The following is a 15166-nucleotide window of genomic DNA, read 5'->3' on the forward strand; positions in this document are numbered from 1 at the left end:
TGCCACCTCCCTGCGCAGCATAATATTTCCACTTCACACGATACAAATGAGAATAGTAATTATTATCATTTGCGATATAATGAATGACCTCGCTAGGCGACTACAAAAAGGAATGGGAGACATGGATATATTGAGGGAACTGCGTGAATCGGGCTTGAAAGTGACCATCCCCCGCTTGCGGATTCTGCAGCTGTTTCAAGAAGGCACGATCAAGCACCTGAGTGCGGACGATGTCTACAAACTCTTGCTGGCCGAAAAAATCGACGTGGGCCTGGCCACCATCTACCGCGTGCTGATGCAGTTTGCCGAAGCGGGCATTCTGTTTCGCCGCCATTTCGAATCGGGCCACGCCGTCTTCGAACTGAACGAAGGCCAGCACCACGACCATCTGGTCTGCACGGGTTGCGGCAAGGTCGATGAATTCGTCGACGAAGGCATCGAACTGCGCCAGAACGAGATCGCCGCCGAGCGGGGCTTCGTGCTGCACGAGCACGCGCTGTCGCTGTACGGCACCTGCGCCGAGTGCACTGCCAAAAAAGTGCCGCCGCGTAAGCCCTCCTGAGGCAGCGCGCAAGGTAGCGCCTGGCAAGCCACCTGCGCTACACTGCGTGCGCCGCAGTTCAACAAGGAAGAAGCATGTACATCGGAGAAATCGCCCGCCTGGCGGGCACCTCGCCCAAGGCCTTGCGCCACTATGAAGCGCTGGGCTTGCTTGGCGATGTGCGCCGTTCGGGCGCCTATCGCGTCTACACGCAGCAAGACCTGGCGCAAGTCAAATTGATACGCCAGGCGCAGGCCCTGGGCTTCCGCCTGGCCGAACTGCTGCCCATCCTGGCCGGCGACGATACCGACTGGGCCGCCCTGTCGCAGCACATCGCTGACAAGCGCACACAGATACAGCTGGATATCGCCCGCCTGCGCCAGCTCGACGCGCAACTGGCCGACATCGACACGGAAATCCACGACTGCCTGGCGCAGCAGCGTCTGCAAAAGGCCGCTTGACTCTGTCACTAGGGGCAGGCTTTAGCATGCAAGCTCTTCTTTAATGGACAGCCTGCATCATGACCACGACGACACCCAAGCGCATTTTGATACTCCTCGGCCACCCGTCCAGCGACAGCTTTTGCGCCGCCCTGGCCGATGCCTACGCCGCCACGGCCCGCAGCGCAGGCCACACGGTGCGTGAGCTGCGCCTGGGCCAGCTGGACTTTGACCAGAACCTGCATGAAGGCTACCGCCAGGTGCAGCCGCTGGAAGCGGACTTGCTGGCCGCGCAGGAAGCCATCAGCTGGGCCGAACACCTGGTCTTCGCCTACCCGATCTGGTGGGGCGGCGCGCCGGCCCTGCTGAAAGGCTTCGTCGACCGCATCTTCCTGCCCGGCTTTGCCTTCAAGTATCGCCCGGGCAAGGCTTTCCCGGCGCAGTTACTGAAAGGCCGCACGGCCCAGCTGCTGGTGGCGATGGATACGCCGCCCTGGTATTTCCGCTGGGTCTACCACATGCCCGGCATTCACCAGCTGCGCAAGACGACCCTGGAATTTTGCGGCGTCAAGCCCGTCAAGGTGGCCAGCTTTGGTCCCATGATCGATTCCACCGCAGCGCAGCGAGCGCGCTGGCTGGAACAAGCACAGGCGCTGGCCCGGCGCCTGTAAGTTGCTTGCCATGTAGCCATCATGCATACGGTTTTGACAAGCTGGTAATCAAGCCGTCACATTCCAAGGCTACCATGATGATATTGCCTGTTTGTCAGTCGCCTTGCTGTTGCGACAACAAGGGTCCGATCGTCATGTAAAGGTAGCCGCTGTGGAGTTCAACGCTTCTCGATTGCATCTTCCCCGTTATCGCACGTCCGTGGCGGCTGACCTGTGCATCCCCACGGAATCCGTGCAGGCCGACGCCAGCAATTTCGCCGTGCTGGAACTATTTACGGAACGGCGCGACATGATGAGCCTGCCCGTCACGGAGCAGCAGCGTCCCATCGGCTTGATCAGCCGCAACATCTTCATGTCGCAAATGTCCAAGCCCTTTTATCACGAGGTGTACGGCAAGAAGAGCTGCATCGCCTTCATGGACAAGGAGCCGCTGATCGTCGACGGCGCCATGAGCATTGAAGACCTCACCTTCCGCGCCGTGGAAGCGGGCGAGAAGGCGCTGGCCGACGGCTTCATCATCACCGCCGATGGCGCGCTGGCCGGCGTGGGCTTCGGCTTGCAGCTGATGAACGTGGTGGCCACCATGCAGGCCGAAAAGAACCGGCAGATCATGCACAGCATCGATTACGCCAGCGTGATCCAGCGCGCCCTGCTGCGCACCTCCGATGCGGAATTGCGCGCCACCCTGCCCGACGCCCATCTGGAATGGCAGCCGCGCGACGTCGTCGGCGGCGACTTCTACTTCTTCGAACGCCATGCGGGCGGCTGGTTCGCCGCCATCGCCGACTGCACCGGCCACGGCGTGCCGGGCGCCTTCATGACCCTGATCGCCTCGTCGGCCCTGAGCCAGGCCTTGCGCGAACTGGGACCGCACGATCCGGCCGCCCTGATCGGCGCCGTCAGCCGCTCCATCAAAACCCTGCTGGGCCAGGACGGCGCCGGCAGCGACAACGCTGGCCACGCCGGCTCGAACGACGGCATGGATTGCGCCTTCCTGTGCTACGACACGGCTAGCGCCAGCCTGCGTTTCGCGGGCGCGAAACTGGCGCTGCACGTGGTCGCGCCGGGCGAGGAGAGCGTGCGCGCCATCGACGGCGCGCGCATGGGCGTGGGCTATGTCGACACGCCGGCCGGCTACTGCTGGCACAACGAGACGCTGGCCATTCCCGCCGGCAGCCTGCTGTTCCTCACCACCGACGGCTTGCTCGACCAGATCGGTGGTGCGCGCGACATCGCCTACGGCAAGCGCCGCATGCGCGAGCAGCTGCTGGCGCGGCGCGACGCTCCCGCCGGCGACGTGGCGGCGGCCCTGCTGCAGGACAGCGCCGCGTGGCAGGGAAAACAGCCGCGCCGCGACGACCTGACCTTTTTCTGTTTCCGCCTGTAGTTTTGGCGCCATCGCGCCACCTTATCAACAAGAAACCGGGTCACCGGCTAGCCAGGAGCACGGACGTGCTGTACGAAGAATTCAACGAGTTTTGGGATGTGGCACGCAAGCGCAACATCATCTTTTTTTACGTGGGCTATTTCTCGCAGCACGTGGTGAACGCCATTTCCGAAACCATCAAGGCGCGCCTCGATACGGCCGGCGCGGCCGGGCCCACGCGGCGGCGCATCTTTTCCTCGTTCATCGAGATGTCGCAAAACATCATGCATTATTCCGCCGACAGCCTGACGCCCGATGCGCAGCTGGACCAGCAGATGCGGCGCGGCTCGTTTTGCATCGGCACGCGCGGCGACAGCTTTTTCCTGCTGTGCGCCAACCCCGTCTCGACGGACAACGTGGCGCAGATCCGCGCCCGCCTGGAACCGCTGCACACCATGACGATGGAAGAAATCCGCCTCGCGTATAAAAAGGCCCTGCGCGAGGAAGCGCCGGCCGACAGCAAGGGCGCGGGCCTGGGTTTTCTCACCATGGCGCGCGACGCCAGCGAGCCGCTGGAATTCGAATTCGTCCAGGATCCCCAGGAACCAGGCCACACCATCTTCTGCATCAAAGCCATCATTTGAAAGAGCCGACTCAGGAAAGTATATGCAATTACCGTCACCACTGTTCATCGCCGCGACCCCGAGTTCGCCCGAAATCGACTTCCGTTTCGAGCAGCACACCCTGTCGATCAAGGGCGAGTCGTATCCGGAAAACGCGGCCGCCTTCTATGGCCCGCTGATCACCGCCGTGCGCGCCTACCTGGAAGGCTGCCGCGAGGCGGCCATCACCGTCAACGTCTCGCTGGCCTATTTCAACAGTTCCAGCACGAAGATGCTGTTTACCCTGTTCGACACCCTGAACCAGGCGGCCGTCGATGGCAACCAGGTGCGCCTGAACTGGTATCACGACGAGGATGACGACACCATCCTGGAATTCGGCCAGGAGCTGCAGCAGGACTTTACGGCGCTGGACTTCCGCGACCATCCCGTGCAGGGCAGCTAGGGCATGCGCGCCGCCCTCTCCGAGGCTGGACTGGAGCCAGACCTGTTCACCGTGGAAGCGGCGGCCCTGGCTGCCGCGCGCCGCATGCACGCCGACGCCAGCGCGCCGGGCGCGGAACAGCGGCGCGTGCTCGGTGAACTGATCATCCACTACGAGCGGCTGATGCGCGAGACGCGGCGCCTGATCGGCCGCAGCGACCGCGCCGAGCGCGACATGCATCTGCTGAACCGCCAGTTGCAAACCCTGGCCGGCCAGCTCGAATACCGCGCCACGCACGATCCGCTGACGGGCGCCCTGAACCGCGGCGCCGTGATCGACCACGCCTCGCGCTGCCTGGCGCAGGGCGACATGGCGCTGATCGTGCTCGACATCGACCTGTTCAAGCAGGTCAACGACGACTTCGGCCACCCGGCCGGCGACGGCGTGATCCAGGCCGTGGTGGACTGCCTGAAGGGGCTATTGGGACAGGAGACGGCCATCGGCCGGGTCGGCGGCGAAGAGTTTTCCGTCGTCTGGCCCACCTCTTCGCGCGACGACGCGGCGCAAGTGGCGCAGCGCATCTGCGAGACCGTCGGCCGCCAGCGCCATGCGGCACCCATCACGCGCGCCATCACCGTCAGCGTGGGCCTGAGCTGGAACCGCGCCGGCACGCCATTCGAAACGGCCTACAGCCATGCCGACCAGGCCCTGTACCAGGCCAAGCGCGAAGGACGCAACTGCGTGCGCCAGTGGCTGGAAAGCTGAAGCGGGCCTCAGCGGATATGTTCGCGCGCCATGCTGCCGTCGCGGCGCATGGCAGCCGCAGCGCGCTGCATGGCCGCCACCTGCGCCTCGGGTAATTGCTTGTTGCAGGCGAGGTAAGTCTGCACGCGGTTAAAAGTCAACAGCGGCACCACCTTGCCCTCCCACTCCTTGCCGACGAAAGGCTTGCTGCCCACCGCCAGGCCCACAGCCCACAGGTCTATGCGCCCGAGCAGCAGCTTTTGCGGATTGAGCCACTCCTGCGTCACGGGCGCCACGTTCATGCCGCGCTGGCGCAGGTAATCGTCGCGCGCGTCGCCCAGCACCGTGCCAATCACCAGGCCGCGCGCATCGGCCAGCGTGCGCAGCGCCAGGTGCCGCTCGGCCAGACCATACAGTATCCATTCCGCTTCGTTGAGGGGGCCGATCCAGCGAAATTGCGCTTCGCGCTCCTGCGTGCGGCTGGTGGAAAAGATGCAGGTATCAGGCTCGCGCAGCGCCTGCGCGTACGCGCGCTTCCACGGCAACAATTCGATGCGGTAGGAAAGACCGGCGCGCGCCATGATGTCGCGCACCTTGAGCGTTTCCCGTCCCACGACGACATTGCCTTCCATCATGCTCGACGGCGGCAAATGTTCGCCGACGATGCGCACGTCTACCGCCGCGGCCAGCGCCGGCATCAGCAGCGCCACTGCCAGCAGCCACGCCATGCTTGCTTGTTTCATGCTTGCTTTCATCTGCTACAGGGGATTGAAGCCGATGTTACCATCGGCTCACCCTGGCATCGCCGCATATTGCCAGTTAAACCATTTATTTTCCACAACGTGGCAACAGGCCAACGCCGGGAGAACGCCATGCGGAAGGGGATGGGAGGAAAGTAACTGGCGGAAAACAGTAGGAGTCGAACCTACGGGAGAACGTCTGACGCCCTCCACCGGGTTTGAAGCCCGGCCACATCACCGGATGAGTGTGCTTTCCACGGTGCCTGAGCTAGCTGCTGGGCAAGGCTGCCGTATAGGACCACAGCGCTTGCGGGCGTAATAGATGCCCATTGCCAACACGGCGAGTATAACCGACGCGGTCAAAGAATTCCAAGACCTGGATCGCCCGCTTGCGGCCCAGGCCGCTGGCGTCGCGGAAGGTGGCCGCGCCCACGGCGCCGGAACCGGGCGCCAGGCCCTCGTCCAGCTCCGCTTTTTCGGCCAGGGCGCGCACCAGTTGCGCCAGCTCGGCCAGGGCCGACGGATGGTAGAACAGGTCGTGCACGACCTGGCTGATCTGCCCTGCCTTGGCGAGTTTGCGTAACAGCTTGCGCGTCTCGTCCTCGGCCAGGCCGAAGCCGCGCGCCAGGTCGCGCGTCCACGGTGGATCGAAGCGCCCCTGCTCCAACGCGGCCAGCAAGGGTTCGGCCACCGCCTGCTCCTGCGGCGTCAGTTCCACGCTGTGCGTCGGCAAGTGCAGGCTGGCGCCGCGCGCGAGGATCTCGCCACGTGCCAGCAAGCCTTCGACCAGATGGCACCACAAGGCGTCTTCCATCTCCGCGTCGACGATGCGCTTCAGGCGCCACAGTTCCGGCCCCGCCTCGTCGGGGGCGCGCGCATGGAAGGCTTCCAATGCTGCCAGCACGCGCGCTTCCAGCGCCAGCAGCGCGGCCGGCGCCAGCAACAGGGCGTCGCCACCGCGCAGGGCGATGCGCCGCGTGTCCGGCAGCAGCGCCAGGGCCGCCGCCGGCAGCAGGGACAGGCGCACCAGCAGCGATTCGCGCAGCCCCAGCGGACTTTGCGCCAGCAGGGCCGCATAGTCACCGTGTGCGATGAACGCGGCCAGCGCGTCGAGCCACGCCAGCCTGGCCGGACTGCGGCGCTTGCGCGCGGGGCCGAAGGGATCGAGCACCATGCCGCCGCCCACCGTCTGCGTCGCTTGCGCATTGCGCACGACGAAGCGGTCGCCCGGCACGCCGTGCATGGGAGCGTCGAACACCAGCTGTACTCTTCCCGTCTGCCCGGGCGACAGGGTTTCGCCATCGAGCATGACGGCGCGCGCCAGCTGGTGCGCCGCACCCAGGTGCACGTGCAGCGGCGACCAGGCTTTCAGCTGCACGCCGGCGTCTGGCAGCAGGGTCAGTTCCACATCGAGGCGTTCGGAACACTGTGCCAGCGCGGGCGCGACGATCCAGTTGCCCCGCTCGATGCGTTCGCGGTCGATGCCGGCCAGGTTCAGCGCCAATCTCTGGCCCGCCATGCCCGCCCCGGCTGCGCGGTTCTGCGCATGGATACTGCGCACGCGCGCCTGTGCATCGCCGGGCGCCAGCTGCAGCATTTCGCCCACCTGTACGCATCCCGCCAGCGCCGTGCCGGTGACGATGGTGCCCTGCCCCGACAAGGTGAACACGCGGTCCACGCCGAGGCGGAACAGGCGCCGCTCGTCGCGCTGCGGCAGGCTGCGCGCCACCTGCGTCAGGTGCGCCAGCAAGGCGGCCACGCCGGCATCGTCGTCGCGATTGGCGGCCGTGGGAAAGATCGGGCTGCCCGCCAGCGGCGTGCCGGCCAGCAGCGCTTCGATGTCCGCCTCCACCTGCGCCACGCGGGCGCCGTCGGCGCGGTCGATCTTGGTCAGCGCCACGGCGCCGCGCGTCACGCCCAGCAGCTGCAAGATGGCCAGGTGTTCGTGCGTCTGCGGCATGATGCCGTCGTCTGCCGCCACCACGAGCAGGGCAAAATCGATGCCCGTCACGCCGGAGGCCATGGTGCGGATGAATTTTTCGTGACCGGGCACGTCGATCACGCCCAGCACGGTGCCATCCGCCAGCGGCAGATAGGCGTAGCCAAGTTCTATCGAAATGCCGCGCGCCTGCTCTTCCTTCAGGCGGTCCGTGTGCACGCCCGTCAATGCGCGCGTGAGGGTCGTCTTGCCATGGTCGATATGGCCCGCGGTGCCGACGATCATGCGGACAACTCGGCGAGCTGCGCGATGAAGGCCGTCTCGTGCGCCGCTTCCAGGCAGCGCAGATCGAGCCACAGGGTGTCTTGCCCGATGCGCCCGATCACGGGGCACGGCAAGGCGCGCAAACGCTGTTCCAGCACGCCCAAGGGATTGCTCAGACGCGAGCCAGGCGCGCTGCGGATGGCCAGGCCAAAGCTGGGCAGCTGGTCGACGGGCAAGGCGCCGCTGCCGATCTGGCTTTTCATGGCTTCGGCGGTGACCACATATTCGGCACCAAGTACGCTTTGCAGCAACGGCAGCAGGGTTTGCGCCTGCGCGCGCATGGCGCAAGCGGGACGCGTCAGCAAACGCAAGGTGCTCAAACGTTCGGCCAGCAAGTCCGGCGCGCGGTACAGCTGCAGCACGGGCGCCAGGGCGGCCAGGGTCAGCTTGCCGACCCGCAGTGCGCGTTTCAGCGGGTTGCGCTTGATCTTCGCGATCAGATCGGCACGCCCGACGATGACGCCGCATTGCGGACCACCGAGCAGCTTGTCGCCGCTGAAGGTCACCAGGTCGGCGCCCGCTTCGATGGTTTCGCGCACCGTCGTTTCATGCGGCAGCCCGTATTGCGCCAGGTCGACCAGGGTACCGCTGCCCAGGTCCACCGCCGTGGGAATGGCATGTTTTGCCGCCAGCGGCACCAGTTCGTCCAGCTCCACACTTTTCGTGAAACCGGTGATCGCGTAATTGCTGCAGTGGACCTTCATCAGCAGGCTGGTATGTTCATTGATCCCGTTCGCATAGTCGGCCAGGTGCGTGCGATTCGTGCTGCCCACTTCACGCAGCACGGCGCCCGCGCGCGTCATCACATCGGGGATGCGGAAGGCGCCGCCGATTTCCACCAGCTCGCCGCGCGAGACGACGACCTCCTTGTTCTGCGCCAGGGTGTTGAGCATCAGCAGCACGGCGGCCGCATTGTTGTTGACGATGGTGGCCGCTTCGGCCCCCGTCAGTTCGCGCAGCAGTTCCTCGACCAGGTCGTCGCGGTCGCCGCGCTTGCCCGTCTCCAGGTCGAATTCCAGGTTCATCGGCCACTGCAACGCTTCCACCACGGCTTGCACGGCCGTATCGGGCAGCAGCGCGCGGCCCAGGTTTGTGTGCAGCACGGTGCCCGTCAGGTTGAACACGGCGCGCAGCTGCGGGCGCGCTTGCGCCTGCAGCCGTTCATCCATTTGCGCGGCGATGGCGGCAATCGATGCGCCCTCCTCGCCGCATTCACCAAACCCTGCACCGGCCAGCATGGCCGTGCGCAGTTCGGCCAGCACGGCGCGCGCGCAGGCCAGGGTCTGCACGCGGCCATAGCGCGCGATCAGGGCCAGGCAAGCCGCGTCGCCCAGGATGCGGTCTACCGACGGCAGGCGCACGGTTTGCCCCGTCGTCATGACTGCTGGCCCTCGCTGTTTTCATTCTTCCCCAGCCACAGCAGCGGGTTGCCGCTGGCGCGCTGGTAGCCCGCTTCGCCCACCAGCAGGTCGAGCATCAGGCTGGCCAGGTCGTCGGCCAGCGGTTCGACGTTGTAGTCGTGCTCCTGGTTGAAGACCTTGCGATACGTATGGCAATCGTCGCAGGTTTCCGCGCGCGCCACTTTTTTCGGATCGTTCGCCTTGTTGGGCAATTTGTCGTCCTTCGCCGTCACCGGGTCGAACGGCTTTGCGTCGGCCGCGTCCAGGCCCTGGTAGGCGATCTTGCCATTCTGTTCGCAGGTCGAGCACTTGACGCGCACCATATGCCATTCGCTTTCGCAAATGCCGCAGTGCAGGTAGCGGTAACCTTGCGACTGGCCGCCGATGCGGATCACGCTGGCGACGGGGTGCGAACCGCAGACGGGGCACAGGGTGCCCGTTTCCAGGTCCGGCACGCGCGCGGCGCGCAATTGGCTGGCCGACACCGACCACAAAATTTGCAGCGCGGCCGCGACGAACGGCGCATGCATGGGATTGAGGTTGTCGCCGTTTTCATCGAGCACGGCGTCGGCGCAGGCGTCCAGCGCTGGCGCGTCGAGCGCGCGCAATTGCGCCAGCACCTGCGTCAGGCCGCCCGACAGGGCCGGCTGGCTTGCGGCCGTGGCGGCCAATTCATCGAGCAGGCTGGCAAAGATGTCGCGCCAGACGGGTGGACGGGCGCCGCTGACGGGCAGCACGGGCATGCGGTGCTGGATGGCGCGGCGCAGCGCGTCGGGGTCGGCGGCAGGCACGGCGCCGGGCGCCAGTTTTCCCACCACGACCGCTTGCGCGTCGGCCAGCGCGGCCATCAGCACCAGGTAGCCCTGCATGCCCGCGTCGACGGGGATGCCCTTGATCTTACCCTGCGCCAGTTCGCGCAAGCGCAAGGCGCGCGCCGTAAACAGGCTGTCAGGCTGCGGCAGCAGCAGGCGCGGAATCGCGTTGTGGTCCAGGCCTTCGATTTCGCCTGGCTGAAGAATGCGTTGTACCAATGGAGTTTTCCCATCAAAAAAGGCAAGGCAGAGCCAGCGGATTTGGCTGTGCTGTCAAAGTATTTTAATCGATAAAAAGAAAGGGGCCAGTCCTGGGGGACTGGCCCTGGCATACGAAAACGCCGGCGGCGGAGCATGTCGGCTTACGCGAAGCTAAGCCGACCTACCCTACTGCCTACTTTCTCGTATTACGCACCACCGATTCAAACCACTTCGGATGATGCTTGCGCGCCCAGCCGTAGGTGACGGTGCCGCGCACCATGGCGCCGATCGAGCCCTTGACCCACAGGGCCGCGTAGATGTGCACGATGATGGCGCAGATGATGGCAAACGCGCAACCGGCATGCAGCAAGGCGGCAAAGCGCACCACGTCGATCGGGAAATAGAACGCGAAATACGCGCGCCAGATCACGACGCCCGACAGCAGCAAGCCGATCATGCTGGCCAGCAGCACGAAGAACAGGATCTTCTGGCCGGCATTGTATTTGCCGATCTTTGGAAGCTTGTCTTCGCGGTTATTGAGCACGTCGTCCATCTGTTTCAGCCACTGCTTGTCGCCGTCCTCGAACTTGTTGTGGTGCCAGAAGCGCACCACGAGGATCGCGAACGAGACAAACATCACCAGGCCGGCAAACGGATGCAAAATGCGCGTCCATTGCCCGCCGCCAAACAGATTCGCCAGCCACGCCATCGACGGATGGAACATGGCCAGCCCGGACAGGGCCAGCATGACGAAGGTGATGGCGGTCACCCAGTGATTCGTGCGCTCGTTGGGGTTGTAGCGTTCGATCAAGGGATTGCCATCCTTGTCGCGCAGCTTGCCATCGTGAAGTTCACTATGCTTCATGCTGTTCCTCCCGGATGCGCTTGGCCTCTTCCAGCGCTTCGTGCTCTTCATCCTTGCTCACTTCGTTCGGACCGACACGCGTGTAATGGAACAGGCCTGCCAGCGCCGTGGCGGCCATGCCGGCCACCGCCAGCGGCTTGGACCAGCCCTTCCAGAAGCCCACCATCGGGCTGATGCGCGGGCGTTCCGGCAAGTTCGAATACAGCTTCGGCTTGTCGGCATGGTGCAGCACGTACATCACGTGCGTGCCACCCACGCCCAGCGGATCGTACAGGCCCGCGTTTTCGAAACCGCGCGACTTCAGGTCGACGATGCGCTCTTCCGCATGCACCTTCATGTCTTCCTTGGTGCCGAACACGATGGCGCCCGTCGGACACGTTTTCACGCAGGCCGGTTCCTGGCCCACGGCGACGCGGTCCGAACACAGGGTGCACTTGTAGGCGCGGTCGTCCTTTTTCGAAATGCGGGGCACGTCGAAAGGACAGCCGGCCACGCAGTAGCCGCAACCGATGCAGTTTTCCTGGTGGAAATCCACGATGCCGTTCGTGTACTGCACGATGGCGCCCGGCGCCGGACAGGCTTTCAGACAGCCCGGATCCTCGCAGTGCATGCAGCCATCCTTGCGGATCAGCCATTCGAGGTTGCCGTCGTTGTTTTCGTGTTCGGCAAAACGCATCACCGTCCACGATTGCGGCGTCAGATCCGTCGGATTGTCATAGGTGCCATGGTTTTCGCCGACTTCGTCACGCAAGTCGTTCCATTCCATGCACGCCGTCTGGCAAGCCTTGCAGCCGATGCATTTCGACACATCGATCAGCTTGGCCACGGTGCCCGTCACCGGGCTGCGCGCTTGCGGCGGGGTCACCGTGGTCGCCGACAGGCGCCGGATATCTAAGGATTGCAGTGCCATTATTGAGCTCCCATCATGCTTTTTCCACCTTCACGAGGAAGGACTTGAATTCCGGCGTTTGCGAATTCGCATCCCCCACGCCCGGCGTCAGGGTATTGATCAGATACCCCGGCTTGGCCACGCCCGTAAAGCCCCAGTGCAGCGGCAGGCCCACGGTATGCACCTGCTTGCCCTCGATCGTCAACGCCTTGATGCGCTTGGTGACGACGGCCTTGGCGATGATGTGACCCCGCTTGGAACTGACGCGCACTTCGCCACCGGCAACGACGCCGATGCTCTTGGCCAGCTCTTCGCCGATTTCGACGAATTGCTGCGGCTGGATGATGGCATTCAGGCGCGCATGCTTGGTCCAGTAATGGAAATGCTCGGTCAGGCGGTAGCTGGTGGCCACGTGCGGATATTCCTCATGCGTGCCGAACATTTTCCGGTCATCGGCGAACACGCGCGCGGCCGGATTGCTGGTCGCTTGCGGGTTTTTCGGATGCATGGGGTTGTAGCCCAGCGGATTTTCGAACGGCTCGTAATGCTCGGGGAACGGTCCTTCGGCCATGGCGCCGCGCGCAAAGAAGCGCGCCACGCCCTCGCCCAGCATGATGAACGGACCCATGCCGTTTTCCGGCGGTTCGTCGACCTTGAAGTCGGGAATATCGGCCCCGCTCCAGTTCGTGCCATTCCACTCGATGAGCTTGCGGGTCGGGTCGAAAGGCTTGCCCTTCAAGTCGCACGAAGCGCGGTTGTACAGCACGCGGCGGTTCGCAGGCCACGCCCAGGCCCAGCCCAGGGTCTGGCCGATGCCGGTCGGGTCGCTGTTGTCGCGCCGTCCCATCTGGTTGCCCGCCTGCGTCCAGCTGCCGGCGAATATCCAGCAACCGCTGGTGGTCGTGCCGTCGTCGCGCAATTGCGCAAACGAGGCCAGCTGCTCGCCCTTTTTCACCAGCAGCTTGGTCGGATCCTTGAGATCATACAAGTCAACCAGCGCCTTGCCGTTGAATTCGCGGGCGATTTCTTCCGGCTGCGGGTTATGCGGCTGCGCATAATTCCACGTCAGGTTGAGAATCGGATCGGGAAACTTGCCGCCCTCTTTCTGGTACATGCTGCGCATGCGCAGGAACAGGCCCGACATGATCTCCAGGTCGCTGCGCGCCTGGCCCGGCGGTTCGGCCGCCTGCCAGTGCCACTGCAAGACGCGCGAGGAACTCACGAGCGAACCGCGTTCTTCGGCGAAGCAGCTGGTCGGCAAGCGGAACACTTCCGTCATGATCTTGGTCGGATCGACTTCGTGGTACTGCCCGTGCGCCTTCCAGAATTCGCCCGTTTCCACGGCCAGCGGATCCATGATGACGAGGAACTTCAGCTTCGACAGCGCTTCCGTCACCTTCTGCTTGTTCGGCGCGGACGCCAGCACGTTGAAGCCCTGGCAGATATAGCCCGTCATCTTGCCTTGGTGCATATTCTCGATGGCTTGCATCAAGTCATACGGCTTGTCGAGCTTGGGCAGGTAGTCGAAGGCGTAGTTGTTCTCGGCCGTGGCGAAATCACCCCACCACGTCTTCATGAAGCTGACGTGGAATTTGCGGTAATTGCTCCAGTAGCTGAGCTGGTTCGGCCGCAGCGGCTTGGTGGCGCGCGCGGCGATATAGCCATCGAAATCCTGCTCGGCCTCGTTCGGCAAGGTCATATAACCCGGCAACAGATTCGACATCAGGCCCAGATCGGTCAAGCCCTGGATATTCGAGTGGCCGCGCAAGGCGTTCATGCCGCCGCCCGCGATGCCCATATTGCCCAGCAACAGTTGCACCATGGCGCCCGTGCGGATGGTTTGCGCACCCGTCGAGTGGTGCGTCCAGCCCAGCGCGTACAGGATGGTACCGGCGCGTCCCGGCACAGCGGTCGAAGCCAGGGCTTCCGCCACTTTGTGGAACTTGTCGGCCGACACGCCGCACGTACGTTCGACCATTTCGGTCGTGTAGCGCGCGTAGTGCTTCTTCATCATCTGGTAGACGCAGCGCGGGTGTTCCAGGGTCGGGTCGACCTTGGCATAGCCGTCTTCGCCGATCTCGTAATCCCAGGTGGCCTTGTTGGTGTACTTGCCTTTTTCCTTGTCGAAACCCGAGAACAGGCCATCTTCGAACGCATAGTCTTCGCGCACGATGAAGGGCATGTCCGTGTAGTTGCGCACGTACTCATGCTGGATCTTGTCGTTCGTCAGCAGATAATTGATGATCGCGCCGAGGAAGACGATGTCCGTGCCGGTACGCGTGGCGCAGTAGTAATCTGCCACGGATGCGGTACGGGTAAAACGCGGATCGACAACGATCAGCTTGGCCTTGTTATGCGCCTTCGCTTCCGTTACCCATTTGAATCCGCAAGGATGTGCTTCTGCTGCATTGCCGCCCATGACCAGGATCACGTCGGCATTCTTGATATCGACCCAATGATTCGTCATCGCGCCACGGCCAAACGTCGGGGCAAGACCTGCCACCGTCGGTCCGTGTCATACACGCGCCTGATTATCAAAGGTCAGCATCCCCATGCTGCGCACTGTCTTGTGGGTCAGATACCCGACCTCGTTGCTGCCGGCGGACGCGGCAAGCATGCCGGTGGAGAGCCAGCGGTTGACGGTCTTGCCGTCGGCATTCTTTTCGATCAGGTTGGCGTCACGGTCATCCTTCATCAGGCGCGCGATCTTGTCGAGCGCCACATCCCAGGAAATCGGTTGCCATTCCGTGCCGCCCGGCGCGCGGTACTCGGGCACTTTCAGGCGGTTCGGGCTGTGGATGAAGTCGACCAGGCTGGCGCCTTTCGGGCACAGGGTGCCGCGGTTCACCGGGTGATCGGCATCGCCTTCCACGTGGATGATGCTGGAGACGGCGTTTTTCGCGCCATCGCCCAGTCCATACAGCAGGACGCCGCATCCTACCGAACAGTAGGGACAGGTATTGCGTGTCTCGGTCGTGCGAGACAGCTTGTATTGCCGCACTTCCGCCATCGCCTGGCCCGGTGCGAAACCGAGCAGGGCGAGGCTGGAACCAGCAATGGTCGCGCCAGTTACCCGAAGGAACTGGCGCCTGGACATCTGAACCATATTCAGGCCTCTATGATGTGAGTAAATAAAAAGTCATACGGCGTCGTGGTCGTGTCATATCACTAAGATATAAGCACCATGCCT

Annotated in this window: 14 protein-coding genes and 1 tRNA gene; 7 read left to right on the forward strand and 8 right to left on the reverse strand. The window is 63.9% G+C overall.

The genetic code is table 11. The features are described from left to right. Positions 1-121 precede the first annotated feature (121 nt). From fur to FG13_RS08960, 7 genes are all read left to right on the forward strand, one after another. On the forward strand, positions 122-562 hold the full coding sequence (gene fur, locus FG13_RS08930; RefSeq protein WP_035820181.1) for a ferric iron uptake transcriptional regulator: 441 nt from the start codon (positions 122-124) through the stop codon (positions 560-562). A 74-nt stretch (positions 563-636) separates the two neighbouring features. Further along, a complete protein-coding gene (locus FG13_RS08935) occupies positions 637-1002 on the forward strand; it encodes a MerR family transcriptional regulator (protein ID WP_035820183.1) in 366 nt (121 codons plus the stop codon). 59 nt (positions 1003-1061) lie between these two features. Further along, the gene (locus FG13_RS08940; RefSeq protein ID WP_035820186.1) at positions 1062-1652 is read left to right on the forward strand and encodes an NAD(P)H-dependent oxidoreductase; all 591 of its coding nucleotides are present in this window, start codon (positions 1062-1064) and stop codon (positions 1650-1652) included. Positions 1653-1824: 172 nt separating this feature from the next. Continuing rightward, positions 1825-3039 carry a SpoIIE family protein phosphatase gene (locus FG13_RS08945; RefSeq protein WP_051958807.1) on the forward strand — a complete coding sequence of 405 codons (1215 nt, stop codon included), beginning with the start codon at positions 1825-1827 and terminating at the stop codon, positions 3037-3039. 65 nt (positions 3040-3104) lie between these two features. Beyond that, a complete protein-coding gene (locus tag FG13_RS08950) occupies positions 3105-3662 on the forward strand; it encodes a SiaB family protein kinase (RefSeq protein WP_034756676.1) in 558 nt (185 codons plus the stop codon). Positions 3663-3684: 22 nt separating this feature from the next. Next, positions 3685-4083 (forward strand): DUF1987 domain-containing protein, encoded by a 399-nt coding sequence (locus tag FG13_RS08955; protein WP_035820191.1) that lies wholly within the window; start codon positions 3685-3687, stop codon positions 4081-4083. 3 nt (positions 4084-4086) lie between these two features. Further along, complete coding sequence (locus FG13_RS08960) at positions 4087-4827, forward strand: GGDEF domain-containing protein (RefSeq protein ID WP_035820195.1); 741 nt, start codon at positions 4087-4089, stop codon at positions 4825-4827. An 8-nt stretch (positions 4828-4835) separates the two neighbouring features. Here FG13_RS08960 and FG13_RS08965 read toward each other — a convergent pair whose 3' ends face one another. From FG13_RS08965 to fdnG, 8 genes are all read right to left on the reverse strand, one after another. Beyond that, entirely contained in the window at positions 4836-5549 is a 714-nt protein-coding gene (locus FG13_RS08965; protein ID WP_035820198.1) for a substrate-binding periplasmic protein, read from the reverse strand. A gap of 157 nt (positions 5550-5706) precedes the next feature. Then, positions 5707-5802, reverse strand: a tRNA-Sec gene (locus FG13_RS08970). Positions 5803-5814: 12 nt separating this feature from the next. Further along, entirely contained in the window at positions 5815-7770 is a 1956-nt protein-coding gene (selB, locus tag FG13_RS08975) for a selenocysteine-specific translation elongation factor (protein ID WP_035820200.1), read from the reverse strand. After that, positions 7767-9188, reverse strand: coding sequence for an L-seryl-tRNA(Sec) selenium transferase (gene selA, locus FG13_RS08980; protein ID WP_035820202.1), 1422 nt, complete (start codon positions 9186-9188; stop codon positions 7767-7769). Before selA ends, selB begins: the two co-directional genes overlap by 4 nt. Beyond that, positions 9185-10240 (reverse strand): formate dehydrogenase accessory protein FdhE, encoded by a 1056-nt coding sequence (gene fdhE, locus FG13_RS08985; protein ID WP_035820204.1) that lies wholly within the window; start codon positions 10238-10240, stop codon positions 9185-9187. Before fdhE ends, selA begins: the two co-directional genes overlap by 4 nt. A 175-nt stretch (positions 10241-10415) precedes the next feature. Next, positions 10416-11087, reverse strand: a complete 672-nt coding sequence (locus FG13_RS08990) for a formate dehydrogenase subunit gamma (protein WP_035820206.1) — start codon at positions 11085-11087, stop codon at positions 10416-10418. Continuing rightward, the gene (gene fdxH, locus FG13_RS08995) at positions 11077-11997 is read right to left on the reverse strand and encodes a formate dehydrogenase subunit beta (protein ID WP_035820208.1); all 921 of its coding nucleotides are present in this window, start codon (positions 11995-11997) and stop codon (positions 11077-11079) included. The genes FG13_RS08990 and fdxH overlap by 11 nt, the downstream gene beginning before the upstream one ends. 13 nt (positions 11998-12010) lie before the next feature. Then, positions 12011-15082 carry a formate dehydrogenase-N subunit alpha gene (fdnG, locus tag FG13_RS09000; RefSeq protein WP_081922499.1) on the reverse strand — a complete coding sequence of 1024 codons (3072 nt, stop codon included), beginning with the start codon at positions 15080-15082 and terminating at the stop codon, positions 12011-12013. Positions 15083-15166: the final 84 nt, after the last annotated feature.

The sequence above is a fragment of the Janthinobacterium sp. RA13 genome (assembly GCF_000745325.1).
In the GTDB taxonomy this organism is placed as follows: Bacteria; Pseudomonadota; Gammaproteobacteria; order Burkholderiales; family Burkholderiaceae_D; genus Janthinobacterium; species Janthinobacterium rivuli.

What these genes read in the sequence shown, in the direction of transcription:
- fur (WP_035820181.1), top strand. Translation starts at nt 122, where the DNA reads ATGGATATATTGAGGGAACTGCGTGAATCGGGCTTGAAAGTGACCATC.
- FG13_RS08935 (WP_035820183.1), top strand. Translation starts at nt 637, where the DNA reads ATGTACATCGGAGAAATCGCCCGCCTGGCGGGCACCTCGCCCAAGGCC.
- FG13_RS08940 (WP_035820186.1), top strand. Translation starts at nt 1,062, where the DNA reads ATGACCACGACGACACCCAAGCGCATTTTGATACTCCTCGGCCACCCG.
- FG13_RS08955 (WP_035820191.1), top strand. Translation starts at nt 3,685, where the DNA reads ATGCAATTACCGTCACCACTGTTCATCGCCGCGACCCCGAGTTCGCCC.
- FG13_RS08960 (WP_035820195.1), top strand. Translation starts at nt 4,087, where the DNA reads ATGCGCGCCGCCCTCTCCGAGGCTGGACTGGAGCCAGACCTGTTCACC.
- FG13_RS08965 (WP_035820198.1), bottom strand. Translation starts at nt 5,549, where the DNA reads ATGAAACAAGCAAGCATGGCGTGGCTGCTGGCAGTGGCGCTGCTGATG.
- selB (WP_035820200.1), bottom strand. Translation starts at nt 7,770, where the DNA reads ATGATCGTCGGCACCGCGGGCCATATCGACCATGGCAAGACGACCCTC.
- selA (WP_035820202.1), bottom strand. Translation starts at nt 9,188, where the DNA reads ATGACGACGGGGCAAACCGTGCGCCTGCCGTCGGTAGACCGCATCCTG.
- FG13_RS08990 (WP_035820206.1), bottom strand. Translation starts at nt 11,087, where the DNA reads ATGAAGCATAGTGAACTTCACGATGGCAAGCTGCGCGACAAGGATGGC.
- fdxH (WP_035820208.1), bottom strand. Translation starts at nt 11,997, where the DNA reads ATGGCACTGCAATCCTTAGATATCCGGCGCCTGTCGGCGACCACGGTG.